This is a genomic window from Burkholderia sp. AW49-1 (genome assembly GCF_053427845.1).
This window is the reverse complement of sequence record NZ_JBSAXF010000015.1, coordinates 1-18430: the sequence shown is the minus strand read 5'-3', so window position 1 is coordinate 18430 and position 18430 is coordinate 1. Positions and strand designations below refer to the sequence as shown.

The 18430-nt window shown below is 67.0% G+C and carries 11 protein-coding genes and 2 tRNA genes; 9 read left to right on the top strand and 4 right to left on the bottom strand.

All coding sequences use genetic code 11. The features are described from left to right. Positions 1 to 70 precede the first annotated feature (70 nt). The 6 genes from clpP (at position 71) to ACV22W_RS21755 (ending at position 7235) form a co-directional block, all read left to right on the top strand. The gene (gene clpP, locus ACV22W_RS21780; protein WP_006496351.1) at positions 71 to 724 is read left to right on the top strand and encodes an ATP-dependent Clp endopeptidase proteolytic subunit ClpP; all 654 of its coding nucleotides are present in this window, start codon (positions 71 to 73) and stop codon (positions 722 to 724) included. 164 nt (positions 725 to 888) lie between these two features. Then, positions 889 to 2160: an ATP-dependent Clp protease ATP-binding subunit ClpX gene (gene clpX, locus ACV22W_RS21775; protein WP_006754177.1), complete on the top strand. Its 1272-nt coding sequence runs from the start codon at positions 889 to 891 to the stop codon at positions 2158 to 2160. Positions 2161 to 2357: 197 nt separating this feature from the next. Further along, positions 2358 to 4781, top strand: coding sequence for an endopeptidase La (lon, locus tag ACV22W_RS21770; protein ID WP_448021661.1), 2424 nt, complete (start codon positions 2358 to 2360; stop codon positions 4779 to 4781). A 206-nt stretch (positions 4782 to 4987) separates the two neighbouring features. After that, a tRNA-Val gene (locus ACV22W_RS21765) sits at positions 4988 to 5063 on the top strand. A 23-nt stretch (positions 5064 to 5086) separates the two neighbouring features. After that, positions 5087 to 5163, top strand: a tRNA-Asp gene (locus ACV22W_RS21760). A 137-nt stretch (positions 5164 to 5300) separates the two neighbouring features. Continuing rightward, a complete protein-coding gene (locus ACV22W_RS21755) occupies positions 5301 to 7235 on the top strand; it encodes a SurA N-terminal domain-containing protein (protein WP_448021659.1) in 1935 nt (644 codons plus the stop codon). Positions 7236 to 7347: 112 nt separating this feature from the next. Here ACV22W_RS21755 and ACV22W_RS21750 read toward each other — a convergent pair whose 3' ends face one another. Further along, positions 7348 to 8022 carry an arylesterase gene (locus ACV22W_RS21750; RefSeq protein WP_448021658.1) on the bottom strand — a complete coding sequence of 225 codons (675 nt, stop codon included), beginning with the start codon at positions 8020 to 8022 and terminating at the stop codon, positions 7348 to 7350. Here ACV22W_RS21750 and ACV22W_RS21745 point away from each other — a divergent pair. Next, positions 8021 to 8722, top strand: coding sequence for an ABC transporter ATP-binding protein (locus ACV22W_RS21745; protein WP_059449953.1), 702 nt, complete (start codon positions 8021 to 8023; stop codon positions 8720 to 8722). The genes ACV22W_RS21750 and ACV22W_RS21745 overlap by 2 nt on opposite strands. Positions 8723 to 8797: 75 nt before the next feature. Here the strand turns inward: ACV22W_RS21745 and pgi are convergent, their stop codons facing one another. The 3 genes from pgi to ACV22W_RS21730 all read right to left on the bottom strand — a co-directional run bounded on the left by pgi (position 8798) and on the right by ACV22W_RS21730 (position 13426). Next, complete coding sequence (pgi, locus tag ACV22W_RS21740) at positions 8798 to 10420, bottom strand: glucose-6-phosphate isomerase (protein ID WP_448021656.1); 1623 nt, start codon at positions 10418 to 10420, stop codon at positions 8798 to 8800. Positions 10421 to 10531: 111 nt separating this feature from the next. After that, a complete protein-coding gene (locus ACV22W_RS21735) occupies positions 10532 to 12076 on the bottom strand; it encodes an NAD(P)H-hydrate dehydratase (protein WP_448021655.1) in 1545 nt (514 codons plus the stop codon). 51 nt (positions 12077 to 12127) lie between these two features. Further along, on the bottom strand, positions 12128 to 13426 hold the full coding sequence (locus ACV22W_RS21730) for an FAD-dependent oxidoreductase (RefSeq protein WP_448021653.1): 1299 nt from the start codon (positions 13424 to 13426) through the stop codon (positions 12128 to 12130). A 330-nt stretch (positions 13427 to 13756) separates the two neighbouring features. Here ACV22W_RS21730 and purL point away from each other — a divergent pair, with 330 nt between their 5' ends. Beyond that, positions 13757 to 17821 carry a phosphoribosylformylglycinamidine synthase gene (gene purL, locus ACV22W_RS21725; protein WP_448021651.1) on the top strand — a complete coding sequence of 1355 codons (4065 nt, stop codon included), beginning with the start codon at positions 13757 to 13759 and terminating at the stop codon, positions 17819 to 17821. Next, entirely contained in the window at positions 17821 to 18363 is a 543-nt protein-coding gene (locus ACV22W_RS21720; protein ID WP_448021650.1) for a GNAT family N-acetyltransferase, read from the top strand. Before purL ends, ACV22W_RS21720 begins: the two co-directional genes overlap by 1 nt. Positions 18364 to 18430 lie beyond the last annotated feature (67 nt).

Here is an 18430-nt window from a genome sequence, read left to right as displayed (position 1 = left end):
TGCCATTAATATGGCGATTGAGCGGGCGGCTTCCCTCCGTTCAATTTTCCATTCGAACAAGGTTCATTGAATGATCACTCGCGCTGAATTGCTGGACATGCTTGCTTCGAACGCGCCGCAGGGTTTCGAGGCGCAAGCGCTGGGGCTGGTGCCGATCGTCGTCGAAACGAGCGGCCGCGGCGAGCGTTCGTACGATATCTATTCGCGTCTCCTGAAGGAGCGCCTGGTGTTCATGGTCGGCGAAGTGAACGACCAGACCGCCAACCTCGTGGTCGCGCAATTGCTGTTCCTCGAGAGCGAGAACCCCGACAAGGACATCAGCCTCTACATCAACAGCCCGGGCGGCTCGGTGTCGGCCGGCATGGCGATCTACGACACGATGCAGTTCATCAAGCCGGACGTATCGACCCTCTGCATGGGCCTCGCTGCCAGCATGGGCGCGTTCCTGCTCGCGTCGGGCGCGAAGGGCAAGCGTTTCGCGCTGCCGAACTCGCGCGTGATGATTCACCAGCCGCTCGGCGGCGCGCGCGGCCAGGCGTCCGACATCGAGATCCAGGCGCGCGAAATCCTCTACCTGAAGGAACGGCTGAACAACCTGCTCGCGCAGCATACGGGCCAGGACGTCGAGCGCATCGCGCGCGACACCGACCGTGATAACTTCATGTCGAGCGAAGATGCGAAGGCGTACGGGCTGATCGATCAGGTGCTGCTGAAGCGCCCGTAAACTTAAGTGGGGTGCCGCCCCGATTCGTGCGGCGCCCCTGCAACGTCCCGAGTGCCCTGAGCATCTGCGGCAAGCGCATCCAGCCGGCTCCGGTCGCGCCCTAGGCGCGGCGTTCGGAGCATTCGGCGTATCATGTCATTTACCTGTCCGGAGGCTCTACATTCATGGCGGACAAAAAAGGTTCGAACAGCGAGAAGCTGTTGTATTGCTCGTTTTGCGGGAAGAGCCAGCATGAGGTGAAGAAACTCATCGCGGGCCCGTCGGTATTCATCTGCGATGAGTGCATCGACCTCTGCAACGAGATCATTCGCGACGAGGCGGCTGCCGCCGGCGTCGAGGCCAGCCTGTCCCGGTCGGATCTGCCGAGCCCGCAGGAAATTCGCGACATCCTCGATCAGTACGTGATCGGCCAGGAGCGCGCGAAGAAGATTCTCGCGGTGGCCGTGTACAACCACTACAAGCGCCTCAAGCACCTCGACAAGAAGGACGACGTCGAGCTGTCGAAGAGCAACATCCTGCTGATCGGCCCGACGGGCTCCGGCAAGACGCTGCTCGCGCAGACGCTCGCGCGGTTGCTGAACGTGCCGTTCGTGATCGCCGATGCGACGACGCTGACCGAAGCCGGCTATGTCGGCGAGGACGTCGAGAACATCATCCAGAAGCTGTTGCAGAACTGCAACTACGAGGTCGACAAGGCTCAGCGCGGGATCGTCTACATCGACGAAATCGACAAGATCAGCCGCAAGTCGGACAACCCGTCGATCACGCGCGACGTGTCGGGCGAGGGCGTCCAGCAGGCATTGCTGAAGCTCGTCGAGGGCACGATGGCGTCGGTGCCGCCGCAGGGCGGCCGCAAGCATCCGAATCAGGATTTCATCCAGGTCGACACGACCAACATCCTGTTCATCTGCGGCGGCGCGTTCGACGGGCTCGAGAAGGTGATCACCGATCGTACGGAGAAGACCGGCATCGGCTTCGGCGCGACGGTCAAGAGCAAGCAGGAACGTGACGCGGGCGAAGTGCTGCGCGAAACGGAACCGGAAGACCTGATCAAATTCGGTCTGATCCCCGAATTGATCGGCCGTCTGCCGGTGGTCGCGACGCTCGGCAAGCTCGACGAAGCCGCGCTGATGAAGATTCTCGTCGAGCCGAAGAATGCGCTCGTCAAGCAGTATCACAAGCTGTTCGCGATGGAGCGCGTCGAGCTGGAAATCCGGCCGGGCGCGCTGCAGGCAGTCGCCCGCAAGGCGATCCGCCGCAAGACCGGCGCGCGCGGTTTGCGTTCGATCATCGAACAGGCGTTGCTCGACGTGATGTACGAGCTGCCGGCGATGAAAGGGGTCAGCAAGGTCATCATCGACGAGAACGTCATCGATGGCGACGGCAAGCCCCTGCTGATCTATGAGGACACGCCGAAGGTGGCGGGTTCGAACTGACCGGCTAGCCGACGATGTTCTGCGAAAAAGGCCGTTCATGAGTCCGTGGGCGGCTTTTTTTCGTTTATCTTGTGGGTAACTCTGACTCGACACGCGGTGGTTACTTTCTTACCGAATATTTCCCGCACTTGAAGGCTTGCAATTCGTTGTGGCGGCCTCAATTACCGAACAATTGATTCCACTCATGGGGAAATGAAATGTCAGGCACCCAACTTCTCCCGCCGGAACGCATCACGCTCCCGCTGCTGCCGCTGCGGGACGTCGTCGTTTTCCCGCACATGGTCATTCCGCTCTTCGTCGGCCGGCCGAAATCGATCAAGGCCCTCGAAGCAGCGATGGAAGGCGGCAAGCACATCATGCTCGTCGCCCAGAAAACCGCGGCCAAGGACGAACCGACCGAAAAGGACATGTACGAGGTCGGTTGTATCGCCAACATCCTGCAGATGCTGAAGCTGCCGGACGGCACCGTGAAGGTGCTCGTCGAGGGCCTGCAGCGTGCGAAGGCGTTGTCGATCGAAGAGCAGGAGACGCAGTTCTCCTGTGAAGTAATGCCGCTCGAGCCCGATCACGCCGACAGCGCGGAAACGGAAGCGCTGCGCCGTGCGATCGTGTCGCAGTTCGATCAGTACGTGAAGCTGAACAAGAAGATCCCGCCGGAAATTCTCACGTCGCTGTCGGGCATCGATGAAGCCGGTCGCCTCGCGGACATGATCGCCGAGCGTCTGCCGCTGAAGCTCGACCAGAAGCAGCACATCCTCGAGATGCTCCCGGTCATCGAGCGCCTCGAGCACCTGCTCGCGCAGCTCGAAGCCGAGATCGACATCCTGCAGGTTGAAAAGCGCATTCGCGGGCGCGTGAAGCGCCAGATGGAAAAGAGCCAGCGCGAGTACTACCTGAACGAACAGGTCAAGGCGATCCAGAAGGAACTGGGCGAAGGCGAAGAGGGTGCGGATCTCGAGGAACTCGAGAAGCGCATCAACGCCGCGCGCATGCCGAAGGAAGCGAAGAAGAAGGCCGATGCCGAGCTCAAGAAGCTGAAGCTGATGTCGCCGATGTCGGCGGAAGCGACCGTCGTGCGCAACTACATCGACACGCTGATCGGCCTGCCGTGGCGCAAGAAGAGCAAGGTCAACAACGACCTGTCGAACGCCGAGCAGGTCCTCGACGAAGATCACTTCGGCCTCGAGAAGGTGAAGGAACGCATCCTCGAGTACCTCGCGGTGCAACAGCGCGTGGACAAGGTGAAGGCGCCGATCCTGTGCCTCGTCGGGCCCCCGGGCGTCGGCAAGACCTCACTCGGCCAGTCGATCGCTCGCGCGACGAACCGCAAGTTCGTCCGGATGGCGCTCGGCGGCGTGCGTGACGAAGCCGAGATCCGCGGTCACCGCCGCACGTACATCGGCTCGATGCCGGGCAAGATCCTGCAAAGCCTGGCGAAGGTCGGCGTGCGCAATCCGCTCTTCCTGCTCGACGAAGTCGACAAGATGGGCATGGATTTCCGCGGCGATCCGTCGTCGGCGCTGCTCGAAGTGCTCGATCCGGAACAGAACCACACGTTCGCCGACCACTACATCGAAGTCGACTTCGACCTGTCGGACGTGATGTTCGTCGCGACGTCGAACTCGCTGAACATCCCGCCGCCGCTGCTAGACCGGATGGAAGTGATTCGTCTGTCGGGTTACACGGAAGACGAGAAGGTCAGCATCGCGCAGCGCTACCTGCTGCCGAAGCAAAAGAAGAACAACGGTCTGAAGGACGGCGAGATCGAGGTCGCCGAGCAGGCGATCCGCGACATCATCCGCTACTACACGCGCGAAGCCGGTGTGCGTTCGCTCGAGCGGGAAGTGTCGAAGATCTGCCGCAAGGTCGTGAAGATGCTGTTGCTGAAGAAGGCATCGGGCGCGATCAAGGTCGATGGCGAGAACCTCGATACGTTCCTCGGCGTGCGCAAGTACGACTTCGGCCTCGCGGCGAAGGAAAACCAGGTCGGTCAGGTGACGGGCCTCGCGTGGACGGAAGTCGGCGGCGACCTGCTGACGATCGAAGCCGCAGTGATGCCGGGCAAGGGCAACGTGATCCGCACGGGTTCGCTGGGCGACGTGATGAAGGAGTCGGTCGAGGCTGCACGTTCGGTCGTGCGCTCGCGTTCGCGCCGTCTGGGTATCAAGGACGAGGCGTTCGAGAAGCAGGACATCCACATCCACGTGCCGGAAGGCGCGACGCCGAAGGACGGTCCGTCCGCCGGCGGTGCGATGACGACCGCGCTGGTGTCGGTGCTGACGGGCATTCCCGTGCGTGCTGATGTCGCGATGACGGGCGAGATCACGCTGCGTGGCGAAGTGCTGCCGATCGGTGGGCTGAAGGAGAAGCTGCTGGCTGCGCATCGCGGTGGCATCAAGCTCGTGCTGATCCCGGAAGAGAACGTGAAGGATCTTGCGGACATTCCGGACAACGTGAAGAACGCGATCGAGATCGTGCCGGTCCGCTGGATCGACAAGGTGCTCGAGCTCGCGCTCGAACGTACGCCGACCCCGCTGCCGCCGGAAGAAGAGGCGAAGGCTGCGGCACCGGTGGGCGAGGCGGCGAAGGATGCCGGCTCGACGGAAGTCGTCAAGCACTGAAAACCTGAACGCCGTCCCTGACGGTTGTTCACGAAACCCGCGGCGCGTCCGCGGGTTTTTTTTACGTGCTTCGACATCGTGGATTGAGCGGCGCGTTAAAATTTTTTGCGCACGGGCTTGGCAAAATGATCGGGAATGAATTAAACTTGCGGGCTCGCTGGTTGTTGATGCCGAAACGCAGATCGCAGCCAGAACGAATCGGAAACGGGTGCTTAGCTCAGCTGGTAGAGCGGCGCCCTTACAAGGCGTAGGTCGGGGGTTCGAACCCCTCAGCACCCACCAGTTTCCTGATTCAGCCAGACCAAGGAGCGGTAGTTCAGTCGGTTAGAATACCGGCCTGTCACGCCGGGGGTCGCGGGTTCGAGTCCCGTCCGCTCCGCCAAAAAATGAGAAAGCCCGCCTCGTGCGGGCTTTTTCATTTGCGTCGTCGGTTGCGCACGTTCGTTGCGCACCTGCTTTTTTCCCGTGCCACCCCGTATGTTGTAATATCGGACGTTTTGTCCAATTTTCCCGTCACGCATGCTCGATTTCTTCCGTAATCACCAGCGCCTGATGATGGCGCTCCTGCTCCTGATCGTGTTGCCGGGGCTGGGTTTCGTCGGGATCCAAGGTTTCCGCGGCTTCTTCGACGACAGCGCGAACGTCGCGGCGGTCAACGGGCACAAGATCACGCGGGTCGAATTCGACGGCGCGTTCCGCCAGCAGATCGACCAGGCGCGCCAGGCGCTCGGCGGGCAGTTCGACATCAAGGCATTCGACACGCCCGAACATCGCAAGCAAGTGCTCGACGGCCTGATCCAGCAACGCGTGCTGGCCGACGAGACGCAGCGCCTGCACCTGACCGCATCCGACAACGCGGTGCGCGACGCGCTGATGAGCGACCCGATGATCGCGTCGCTGAAGAAACCCGACGGTACGATCGACGTCCAGCGCTACGCGCAACTGTTGTCGTTCCAGGGGATGACGCCCGAGCAGTACCAGGAACGCGTGCGCTACAGCCTCGCGCTGCAGCAGATTCCGGCGAGCATCGTGGCGAGCGCATTCACGCCGAAGGGGCCGGCGCAACGGCTGTCGGAACTGGCTGCGCAGCAGCGTGAAGTGCAGGCGCTCGTGCTGAAGACGAGCGACTTCGCGACGAAGGTGCAGCCGACCGACGCACAGCTCACCGCATACTACGACGCGCACAAGCAGGGCTTCGCGACGCCGGAAACCGCGACGATCCAGTATCTCGTCTATTCGCCGGCAGCTGCCGCCGCGAGCGCGCAGCCGACCGATGCCGACATCAAGAAGTTCTACGACGACAACCCGACGCACTTCCGCTCGGAAGCGCAGGTGCGCGTGAGCCACATCTTCATCGCCGCGGCGAGCGACGCAAGCGCGGCCGACAAGGCGGCCGCGAAGGCGAAGGCCGAGCAGCTGCTGGCCGACGTGAAGGCGCATCCGGACCAGTTCGCGCAGATCGCGCAGAAGAGCTCGCAGGACGCGCCGTCGGCGGCGAAGGGCGGCGATCTGGGCTTCATCACGCGTGGCTCGACGGCGGGCGGCAAGGCGTTCGACGATGCCGCGTTCGCGCTGAAGCAGGGCGACGTGAGCGGTATCGTGCAATCGGATCTCGGTTTCCACATCCTGAAGGCGACGGAAGTGAAGCCGTCGGTCGTCAAGCCGTTTGCGGACGTGAAGGACCAGATCGCAGTCGACCTGAAGCAGCAATACGCGGCGAAGGCATTCTCGGACAACGCGGAAGGCTTCACGTCGACCGTCTATGAAAAGGCGAAGACGCTGCAGCCGGCCGCCGACAAGTACAAGCTGACGATCCAGACGGCCACCGTCACGCCGACGCCGAATCCGCAACTGCCGCCGACGAGCCCGCTGAACAATCCGAAGTTCCTCGCTGCGGTGTTCGCGAACGACTCGGTGAAGAGCCAGAACAACACGCAGGCGATCGACGTGGGCAACAACACGCTGATCTCGGCGCGCGTGACCGACTACAAGCCGGCTGCCGTGCCGGCGCTCGATACGATCAAGGACGCGGTGCGTCAGAAGGTCATCGCCGAGCAGGCCGCGGAACTCGCGAAGAAGGACGGCGCGGCGAAGCTGGCCGAGTTGCAGAAGTCGAAGTCGGCCGATGGCTTTACGGCCGCGCAGAAGGTATCGCGCACGCAGTCGCAGGGCCTGACGCCGGCGGCGCTGAGCGCCGTCTACAAGATCGATGCGAAGACGCTGCCGGCATACGTCGGTGTCGATCTCGGAGCGGACGGCTACGCGATCTATCGCGTGAACGCGGTGATTCCGGGTACGGCCGTCGATCCGCAGCAGCTCGCCGCCGCGCAGCAGCAGATGGCGCAGGTCGAAGCGCAAAGCGAAGGCGAGGCGTATCTCGCCGCGCTGCGCGACCGCTCGAAGGTGAAGCTGTACGGCACCACGCAGAGCCAGTCGCAGGACGGCGGCAACTGAGGCGCGACCAAGCGGCCGCCAGGCGAAGCGCCGTTCGCGGTTTCGCGTGCAGCAACAAAAAGCCCCGCTCGAAGCGGGGCTTTTTGCTTTCCGGCGGTGACGTGCCGCGAGGTCAGCCGCGCGGCTTGCCGAGCAGCGGCTTCAGCGCCGGCCAGACGTTGTCGAGCAGGATGCCCTGTGCTCGCTGCGCGGGATGCATCTGGTCCGGCTGGAACATCTCCGGCTTGTTCTCGATGCCGGCCAGCAGGAACGGCACGAGCGGTACGCCGAGTTCTTTCGACACGCGCGTGTAGACCGCATGGAATTTCTGCGTGTAATCGGGCCCGTAGTTGGGCGGCACGTACATGCCGACCAGCAGGACCTTCGCTCGCGCTTGCCGCGCATCGGCGATGATGTCGCGCAGGTTCTGTTCGGTCGTCGCGAGCGGCACGCCCCGCAGCGCGTCGTTCGAGCCGAGCTCGACGACGACGATCGACGGCTTGAGCCGTTGCAGCACCGCAGGCAGTCGCGCGCGGCCGCCGCTCGTGGTGTCGCCGCTGACGCTTGCGTTCGCGACGCTATAATCGATTCGCTCGGTCGCGAGCCGTTGCCGCAACAACGCAACCCAGCCGGTGTCGCGTGGCAACCCGTATTCGGCCGACAGGCTGTCGCCGAGCACGACGAGCGCGGGCTGGCCCGATGTCGAGGCCGCCGCCGTCGCAGCGCGAGCGGGTACGTTTGCTGCGAGGAGGGTACCCAGCAATGCGGCGAGCGCCGCGCGTCTTTTCCAGCGGAATGTCGTATCCATGTTCAAGATTACCGATCCGATCATCGAAGTCCATGACGTGTGCAAGCGGGTTGCCGACGCAACGGGCGAGCTGACGATCCTCGACGGCATCACGTTCGCGGTGCGGCCCGGCAGCAGTCTCGCAATCGTCGGCGCGTCGGGGTCCGGCAAATCGACGCTGCTCGGCCTGCTTGCGGGATTGGACAGCGCGACGAGCGGCACGGTTCGCCTGCTCGGTCGCGCGCTCGACCAGCTCGACGAGGACGAGCGCGCCGCGCTGCGCAATGGCGCCGTCGGGTTCGTGTTCCAGTCGTTTCAGTTGATGCCGCACCTGACGGCACTCGAGAACGTGATGCTTCCGCTCGAGCTGCAAGGCGGCATCAACGCGCGCGACGCCGCCGATCGGGCGCGCGCGTTGCTCGTGCAGGTCGGTCTCGGCGAGCGCACCGCGCATTATCCGAAGCTGCTGTCGGGTGGCGAGCAACAGCGCGTCGCGCTCGCGCGCGCGTTCGTCACGCATCCCGCAATCCTGTTCGCCGACGAACCGACCGGCAGCCTCGATGCGGCCACGGGCCATGCCGTCATCGACCTGATGTTCGAACTGAACCGCACGCACGGGGCGACGCTCGTGCTCGTCACGCACGATGCCGAACTCGCGCGGCGCTGCGCGACGACGGTCACCATCGACGCCGGCCGCATCGTCGCGCCGCACGCGGCATAGCGCGAGACCGAATTTCTTGCCGGCCGCGCAGGGTAGATCGCCCGGCGCGGCCGGCATGCGTTCGACGCTGTCGCGTCAGCGCTTGAGCGCCGCCCGCGCGCGCTCGATCAGCGCGGTCGTCGACGAATCGTGCTTCGCGGGATCGACCGATTCGGCCGCCAGGTCGGCTTCGACGACTTTGCCGAGAATCTTGCCGAGCTCGACGCCCCACTGGTCGAACGGATTGATGTCCCACACCGTTGCCTGCACCAGCACCTTGTGCTCGTAGAGCGCGATCAGCGCGCCGAGCGTGCGCGGCGTCAGCGCATCCACCAGCAGCGTCGTCGTCGGGCGGTTGCCGGGGAAGGTCAGGTGCGGCGCGAGCGCTTCCTTGCCGGGGCCGGCGACCTTGCGCGCTTCGTCGAGCGTGCGGCCGAGCATCAGCGCTTCACTCTGCGCGAAGCAGTTCGCGAGCAGCTTCGGGTGATGGCTCGCGAGCGGATGCTCGGGCGTCAGCACCGCGATGAAGTCGATCGGCACGATCGTCGGGCCCTGGTGCAGCATCTGGAAAAACGCGTGCTGGCCGTTGGTGCCCGGCTCGCCCCACGTGACGGCCGACGTCGGGTAGTCGACGAACGTGCCGTCCAGGCGTGCGGACTTGCCGTTGCTTTCCATCTCGAGCTGCTGCAGGTACGACGGCAGGTAGTGCAGCGCTTCCGAATACGGCGCGACGAGATAGCTCTGCGAGCCGAAGAAGTTGCGATACCAGATGCCGATCAGGCCGAGCAGCACCGGCAGGTTGCGCTCGAGCGGCGCCTCGCGGAAATGGCGGTCCATGTCGTTCGCGCCGGCGAGGAGTTCGTCGAACTGCTCGGGCCCGATCGCGATCATGATCGACAGGCCGACCGCCGACCACAGCGAGTAGCGGCCGCCGACCCAGTCCCACATTTCGAACACGTTGTCGGCGGAGATGCCGAACTTCACGACTTCGGCCGGGTTCGCCGACACGCCGACGAAGTGCTTCGCGAGCGCATCTTCCGGGCAGCCGCGCGCGACGAACCAGTCGCGCAGCGAACGTGCGTTCGTCATCGTCTCGAGCGTCGTGAAGGTCTTCGACACGATGATCGCGAGCGTCTCCTCCGGGTCGACCTGTTCGAGCACGCGCGCGAGATCGGCGCCGTCGACGTTCGATACGAAATGAGTCGAAATGTCGGGCGTCGCGACATGGTGCAGCGCATGCGTGACCATCTTCGGTCCGAGATCCGAGCCGCCGATGCCGATGTTGATCACGTGGCGGATGCGCTTGCCGGTGTAGCCGGTCCACGCGCCGCTGCGCACGGCGCGTGCGAAGGTCGCCATCTTCGCGCGCTCGGCGCTGACCTGCGCATGGAACGGCGCGTGCGGGTCGGTCGCGCGCAATGCCGTGTGCAGCGCGGCGCGGCCTTCGGTCGGGTTGACGATCTCGCCGGCGAACATCGCGTCGCGGCGCGCCTCGACGCCCGCTTCGCGGGCCAGTTGCACGAGCAGGCGCAGCGTGTCGTCGTTGATGCGGTTCTTCGAGAAGTCGGCTGCAAGGCCGCCGCCGGGGATCGTGAAGCGTTCGGCACGGGTCGGCGCGCGGTCGTTTTCCGGCGCGAACCAGTCGCGCAGCCGCGCGTGGCGGATCTGTTCGAAGTGGGATTGAAGGGCAGTCCAGGCGGGGAGCGAATTCAGCGTCATGGCGGTTCGAGTGAAGCGTGAATCGGGAGGAATGCCGCGCCGGCGCATCGGGATCGGAACGCCAGCGGACGAGCGGGCCCGCCGTGCGGCGGGGCACCCAGTATAGCGGCGTTATATGTCGGCGCGCGCCGACGGGTAAAAAAGGCGATTGATCAGCGTGCGCACCATCGGCGCGAGTTCGCCCGCGGTGAGGCCGGCCGGCCCCGTGCCGTTCGCGGTCAGCGTGTCGGCCGCGAGGCCGTGCAGGTATACGCCCGCAAGCGCGGCTTCGTACGGCGCGACGCGCTGCGCGAGCAATGCGCCGATCAGGCCGCCGAGCACGTCGCCGGTGCCGCCGGTGGCGAGCGCCGCATTGCCGGTCGGGTTGATCGTCAGGCGCCCGTCTGGCGCCGCAATCACCGTGCCCGAACCCTTCAGCACGACGATGCTCGCGTAGCGCGCGGCCAGCGCCTGGGCCGCGGCCAATCGGTCGTGCTGCACCGTCGCGGTATCGCTGCCGAGCAGACGCGCTGCCTCGAGCGGATGCGGCGTCAGCACGCACGCGTTGCCGCGGGTGCCGCGGGCGGCGACGGCGGCGGCGAGGTCGGCATGCGTCGCGACGAGGTTCAACGCGTCGGCGTCGAGCAGCGTCGCGGCATCGTGCGCGAGTACGTCGCGCACGAGCGTGGCCGCGGCCTCGCGCGCGCCGAGGCCGCAGCCTGCCGCGATCGCGGACATCGCATCGAGGTCGAGGCTGTCCGCCGGATGCAGCATCAGTTCGGGAAACGGTGGGTCGTACGGTGGCGCGCCGGCGCCGAGAAAGCCGACATGCACCTTGCCGGCGCCCGCGAACAGCGCGGCGCGCGCGGCGAGAATCGGCGCGCCGCACATGCCGGTGTCGCCGCCGAGCACCGCCAGGTTGCCGAACGTGCCCTTGTGCGAAGCGAACGCGCGGGCGGGCAGCGCGGCGGCGAACCGTGCCGGTGCATTCAGCACGACGGCCGGCGCGGCGGGCGGTGCGACGTCGAGCGACGCGATGTCGATCTCGCCGGCGAGGTCGCGGCCGTCGCCGGTGTAAAGGCCAGGCTTCGCGCCGATGAAGGTGAGCGTGTGCGTCGCGGTGACGGCGACGCCCGCGCCGACGATCCGGCCCGTGTCGCTGTCGAGCCCGCTCGGTACGTCGAGCGCGAGCACGCGGCCGCCGCTTCGGGCATGTGCGGCGATGCGCGCGGCCTGGACGGCGAACGGTCCGTCGAGTGCGCGAGCGAGGCCGATGCCGAACAATCCGTCGACGACCCACGCGTAATCGTCGAGCGAGGCGGGCGGTTCGGTCGACAGCGGCACGCCGGCCGCGCGCGCGAGGCCGAGCGCCCATTGCGCATCGTCCGGCTTGACCGGCACCGGCATCCAGGCCTGCGTCGCGACGCCGAGCTGCTGCAGTTGCGCGGCGGCCACCAGCGCGTCGCCGCCGTTGTTGCCGGGGCCGACCGCGAACCAGACCGGGCGGTCGTCGCCGGCCACCCGTTCGGACAGCCAGCGCGCGGCGGCGGCGCCCGCGCGGCCCATCAGCGTGTGCGGCGGCAGTTCGGCGGTCGCGGCGGCCTCGGCCGCGCGCAGGTCGGCGACGCGCAGCAGCGCGAGCGGGGCGGAGTCGGGAAGCGGGCGGGGATTCGTCATCGCGGGGTCATGGCGGCGGGAGGAGGCCGCCCCGGGACGGGCCCGTGGCGGTCAGGTCGTGAAGCGCGCGGCGCTCAGCGCGGCGAGCGTGTCGGCGGGCCACTGCTGCGTGTCGCCGCTCAGACAGTCGGTCACCACTTTAGCAGACCCGCACGCGAGGCCCCAACCGGCCGGGCCGTGCCCGAAATTGACGAACACGCGCGGATGCGGGGTCGGACCGACGACCGGCAGGCCATCCGGCGACAGCAGTTGCGTGCCTTGCCACGACAGCGCGGCGGAAATTTTCGCGGCGCCCGGCACCCAATCGTGGACGGCCTGGCCGAGCAGCGCGAGCGCGGCCTCGGACAGCGGCTCGGGGAGCGGCTTCGCGGTGTCGGCGAGGCTCTGCAGCACGGCGCCGCCGCCGATGCGCAACCGCTGGTGGGTGCGCGTGATCGAGATCCGCTTGATCGAATCGACGACGCTCAGGTGCGGCGCATGTTCTTCGTACGCGACCGGGGCGGTCAGCGTGTGCGCGCGCACCGGATGCAGCGGCAGCCGCCAGCCGAGCCGCTCCAGCAGCGGCAGGCTGCCGGCGCCCGCGGCGACCACGATCGCGTCGGCCGACATCACGTCGACCTCGTGCGCCTTCGCGTGCCGGCTGCCGGCCGGCGCGAGCTCGACCGCGGCCCGGCCGGTGTCGACGCGGATCGCGGCGACGTCGGCGCCGAAGCGGAACTGCACGCCGTGCTCGTCGAGCGTCTGCTTGACCAGTTTCGCGAACAGCGGGCAGTTTCCTGTGCGCTCGCTCTCGAGCAGCACGCCGCCGGCAAAGCCGGGCTCGGCCGGCAACGAAGGCTCGAGCGCCGCGCATTCGTCGGCCGTGAGCACCCGGTACGGCTGGTCGAGCGAACGCAGCAGGTCGAGTGCCGGCTGTAGCGCTTCCCAGTCGCGCGGGTCGCGCACGACGTGCAGGATCCCGGGTTTCTGCTCGAATTCGAGCTGGAAGCGCGCCTCGATGTCGGCGAGCGACTCGCGCGACGCGTCGATCAGCGGGCGCAGCCGCGCAAATTGCGCGGCGAATGCGTCGGCGTCGCGCAGCGCGGCGAGCTGCTTGACGAAGCGGCGCACGCCGCCGTTGAAGCCCGGCTTGTAGACGATGCCGGTGTCGCGCGGCTGGCGCTCACGCATGAAGGTGGGGCCGAACCAGACGTCGAGCGGGCTCGGCAGCAGCGTGCCGCCGTCGCCGTAGGTTGCGCCTTGCGCGACGGTCGCGTGGCGTTCGACCACGCACACGCGATGGCCGGCCGCGCGCAGCTGGTAGGCGGTGGCGACGCCGCTGATTCCGCCGCCGATGACGATGACATCCATGAATTGCTTCGATGACGGGCGGCATGCATGCCGCCCGGTGAGGATTCGCTGACGGGCTCCCGGCCCGGTGAACCGGGAATGATAGCGCCAAAATCGCACGAACCGGCGTCGCGCGACCGCGTCCGATTCCGCCGTCGCGTGGACGCCGGCCGCCGCGGCCGTGCGGGCCGGTGCGGCGGGCGGCGGTCCGCCGCGGATGCCGGTGCACCGTTGCGGTGCGTGACGGGTGCCGATCAGCCGGTCTGGGACGACCGACTTCCGGGTATAATTACGGCCTTCCTTTCGCCCCACGTCGCCACCTCGCGCGACTCATCGACGTCAGTCCAGCCCATGGCTCACTTCTCGTGTTTTCCCGGCGCTTCGGCCCTCTCCGATTTCCGTCAAACCCGTCTGCTCGACACGCTCAGGCAAATCGACGCCAACATCGTCGCGGTGCGCGGCCAGTTCCTGCACTTCGTCAATGCGGCCGAGCCGCTGTCGGCCGACGACAGCGCACGCATCGACGCACTGATGCACTACGGCGCGCCGTTCGAGCCGGCGGCCGAGAAGGGCGCGGCCGAGACGTTCGTCGTGCTGCCGCGCTTCGGCACGGTTTCGCCGTGGGCGAGCAAGGCGACCGACATCGCGCAGCACTGCGGCCTCACGCAAGTGCGCCGCATCGAACGCGGCGTCGAATTCACGGTCACGCTGAAGTCGGGCCTGCTCGGCGGCAAGAAGGCGCTGTCCGACGACGCGCGCGCAGCCGTCGCGGCCGCGCTGCATGACCGGATGACCGAAAGCGTGGTCGCCGCGCGCGACGACGCGAAGCACCTGTTCGACGAGCTGCCGGCCAAGCCGCTCGCGACCGTCGACGTGCTGGGCGTCGGCCGCGCCGCGCTCGAGCGCGCGAACGTCGAGCTGGGCCTCGCGCTGGCCGACGACGAGATCGACTACCTGGTCGACGCGTTCCGCAAGCTCGAACGCAACCCGACCGACGTCGAACTGATGATGTTCGCGCAGGCAAACAGCGAGCATTGCCGCCACAAGATCTTCAACGCGCAGTGGACGATCGACGGCGAAGCGCAGGACATGTCGCTGTTCGCAATGATCCGCAACACCGAAAAGCTGAGCCCGCAAGGCACGATCGTCGCGTATTCGGACAACTCGTCGATCATGGTCGGCGCCGAAGCCGAGCGCTGGTTCCCGCGCAACGCGGGCGCGGCCGGCGAGCCGGGCGAACGCTATGGTCGTCACACCGAGCTCACCCACACGCTGATGAAGGTCGAGACGCACAACCACCCGACGGCGATCTCGCCGTTCCCGGGCGCGGCGACCGGCGCAGGCGGCGAGATCCGCGACGAAGGCGCGACGGGTCGCGGTGCGCGTCCGAAGGCCGGCCTCACGGGTTTCACCGTGTCGAACCTCGATCTGCCGGATGCACGCCAGTCGTGGGAAAACGCACGCGACGCGGCGCAACCGGTCGGCGAGCGCAACCCGAACGATGCGCACGGCCCGTACGGCCGCCCGGACCGCATTGCGTCGCCGCTGCAGATCATGATCGAAGGCCCGCTCGGCGGCGCCGCGTTCAACAACGAATTCGGCCGTCCGAACCTCGGCGGCTACTTCCGCGTGTACGAGCAGAACGTCGGCGGCCAGGTGCGCGGCTATCACAAGCCGATCATGATCGCGGGCGGCCTCGGCAACATCGCGGATCAACACACGCACAAGCACGACGTGCCGGCAGGTTCGCTGCTGATCCAGATCGGCGGCCCGGGCATGCGGATCGGCATGGGCGGCGGCGCGGCGAGCTCGATGGCGACCGGCGCGAACACGGCCGAACTCGACTTCGACTCGGTGCAGCGCGGCAACCCGGAAATCGAGCGGCGCGCGCAGGAAGTGATCAACGGCTGCTGGCAGCTCGGCGCGGAAAACCCGATTCTTAGCATCCACGACGTCGGCGCGGGCGGCTTGTCGAACGCGTTCCCCGAAATCGTCGACGGCGCGGGCAAGGGCGCACGCTTCGAGCTGCGCAAGGTCGCGCTCGAGGAGTCGGGCCTGTCGCCGCGTGAAATCTGGTCGAACGAGGCGCAGGAGCGCTACGTGCTGGCGATCGCACCGGCCGACCTGCCGCGCTTCGAGGCGATCTGCGCACGCGAGCGCTGCCCGTTCGCGGTGGTCGGCGTCGCGACCGACGAACGCCAGCTCAAGCTCGTCGACAACGAAGCAACGGGCATCGAGGAATTCCCGGTCGACATGCCGATGGAGGTGCTGCTCGGCAAGCCGCCGCGCATGCACCGCGACGTCGCGCGCGTCGCGACCGAGCGCGCGCCGGTCGAGGTGACGGGCATCGCGCTGTCGGAAGTCGCGGTCGACGTGCTGAAGCACCCGACGGTCGGCAGCAAGTCGTTCCTGATCACGATCGGCGACCGTTCGGTCGGCGGCACGTCGGTACGCGACCAGATGGTCGGCCCGTGGCAGGTGCCGGTGGCCGACTGCGCGGTGACCGCGCTCGACTACGCGGGCTTCAAGGGCGAGGCGATGACGATGGCCGAGCGCACGCCGCTCGCGGTGATCGACGCGCCGGCATCGGGCCGCATGGCCGTCGGCGAGGCGATCACGAACATCGCGAGCGCGCCGATCGCGTCGCTCGACAAGCTGAAGCTGTCGGCGAACTGGATGGCCGCGTGCGGCACGGCCGGCGAGGACGCCGCGCTGTTCGACACGGTCAAGGCGATCGGCATGGAGCTGTGCCCGGCGCTCGGAATCGGCATCCCGGTCGGCAAGGATTCGCTGTCGATGAAGACCAAGTGGGACGAGCAGGGCGTCGCGAAGGAAGTGGTGTCGCCGGTGTCGCTGATCATCTCCGCGTTCGCGCCGGTCGAGGACGTGCGCCGTCACCTGACGCCGCAACTGCGCCGCATCGCCGACGCGGGCGACAGCGTGCTGATCGCGATCGATCTCGGCCGAGGCAAGAACCGGATGGGCGGCAGCATCTTCGCGCAGGTCACGCAGCAGGTCGGCGATACGACGCCGGACGTCGACGATCCGGAAGACCTGAAGCGCTTCTTCAACGCGATCCAGTCGCTCAACGCGCAAGACAAGCTGCTCGCGTACCACGACCGCTCGGACGGCGGCCTGTGGGCGACGGTGTGCGAAATGGCGTTCGCGGGTCACGCGGGCGTGTCGCTGAACGTCGACATGCTGACGCTCGACCCGAATCACGAATCGGACTACGGCGACGCGAAGGACTGGGCGAAGCAGACGAGCGGCCGTCGCGAGGATCGCACGCTGCGCGCGCTGTTCTCGGAAGAACTCGGCGCCGTCGTGCAGGTGCGCGCGGCCGATCGCGACGCGGTGCTCGGCGCGCTGCGCGAGTTCGGTCTGTCGGCGTGCTCGCACGTGATCGGCACGGTCAACGATCGCGACGTGATCGAGGTGTACCGCGACGCGAAGAAGGTGTTCGACGCACCGCGCGCTGAACTCCATCGCGCGTGGAGCGAAGTGAGCTGGCGCATCGCGCGCCTGCGCGACAACCCCGCTTGCGCGGACGCCGAATACGACGCGCTGCTCGACGCGGCCGACCCGGGCATCTCGCCGGTGCTGAGCTTCGACCCGGCCGACGACATCGCAGCACCCTTCATCGCGACGGGCGCGCGTCCGCGTGTCGCGATCCTGCGCGAGCAGGGCGTGAACTCGCATCTCGAAACGGCCTATGCGTTCGACCGCGCGGGCTTCGATGCGCACGACGTGCACATGAGCGACCTGCTGGCCGGCCGCGCGACGCTCGCCGATTTCGCGGGCGCGGTGGCATGCGGCGGCTTCTCGTACGGCGACGTGCTGGGTGCGGGCGAGGGCTGGGCGAAGACGATCCGCTTCAACGCGAAGCTCGCCGACATGTTCTCGGCCTTCTTCGCGCGTCCCGACACGTTCGCGCTCGGCATCTGCAACGGTTGCCAGATGCTGTCGAGCCTCGCGTCGATGATTCCGGGCGCGGAGGCATGGCCGAAGTTCACGCGCAACAAGTCCGAGCAGTTCGAGGCGCGCTTCTCGTTCGTCGAAGTGGAGAAGTCGCCGTCGATCTTCTTCGCGGGGATGGAAGGCTCGCGGATTCCGGTGGCGGTCGCGCACGGCGAAGGCTATGCGGACTTCTCGCAGCAGGGCGACATCGATCGCGTCGCGGTCGCGATGCGCTACGTCGACCACCGTGGCGAGGCGACCGAGCGTTATCCGTTCAACCCGAACGGCTCGCCTGCCGGCATCACGTCGGTCACGACGGCCGACGGCCGCTTCTCGGTGCTGATGCCGCACATGGAGCGCGTGCACCGCACGGTCACGATGAGCTGGCATCCGGAAGGCTGGGGCGAGGCCAGCCCGTGGATGCGCGTGTTCCGTAACGCACGCCGCTGGATCGGCTGATGTTCGATCCGCACGCACCGGTCGAGATCGTCACGCTGCGCGACGAACGCGCGAGCGATGTCGATGCGATCGGTCGCGTGATCGTGGCCGCGTTCGCGGACGAGCCGCAGCACGGTCAGTTCGAAAGGCAGATCGTCGATGCGCTGCGCGCGGAGGGTGTGCTCAGCGTGTCGCTCGTCGCGGAGCGCGACGAGCGCGTGATCGGTCACGTCGCGTTTTCGCCGGTGTCGATCGGCGGCGAGCCGGCCGGCAGCCAGCAGTGGTACGGGCTCGCGCCGCTTGCGGTGCTGCCCGAATGCCAGCGGCAGAGCATCGGTGCGGGGCTCGTGCGCACGGGGCTTGACGCGTTGCGCCGGCTCGGTGCGCGCGGCTGCGTCGTGCTCGGCGATCCCGCGTATTACGCGCGTTTCGACTTCGTGCAGTCCGGCGATCTGGTGTTCCCGGATGCGCCGCCCGAGTATTTCCTCGCGCTGGCGTTCGACGAAGGCGCGCCGCGCCCGACGGGCGAAGTCCGCTACCACGATGTGTTTTATCCGGCATAGCGGCTCGCCGCGCTGCCCGAACGTTATCCCGCAGTCCTGAAAAGCCGCCTCGAAGGGGCTTTTTCTT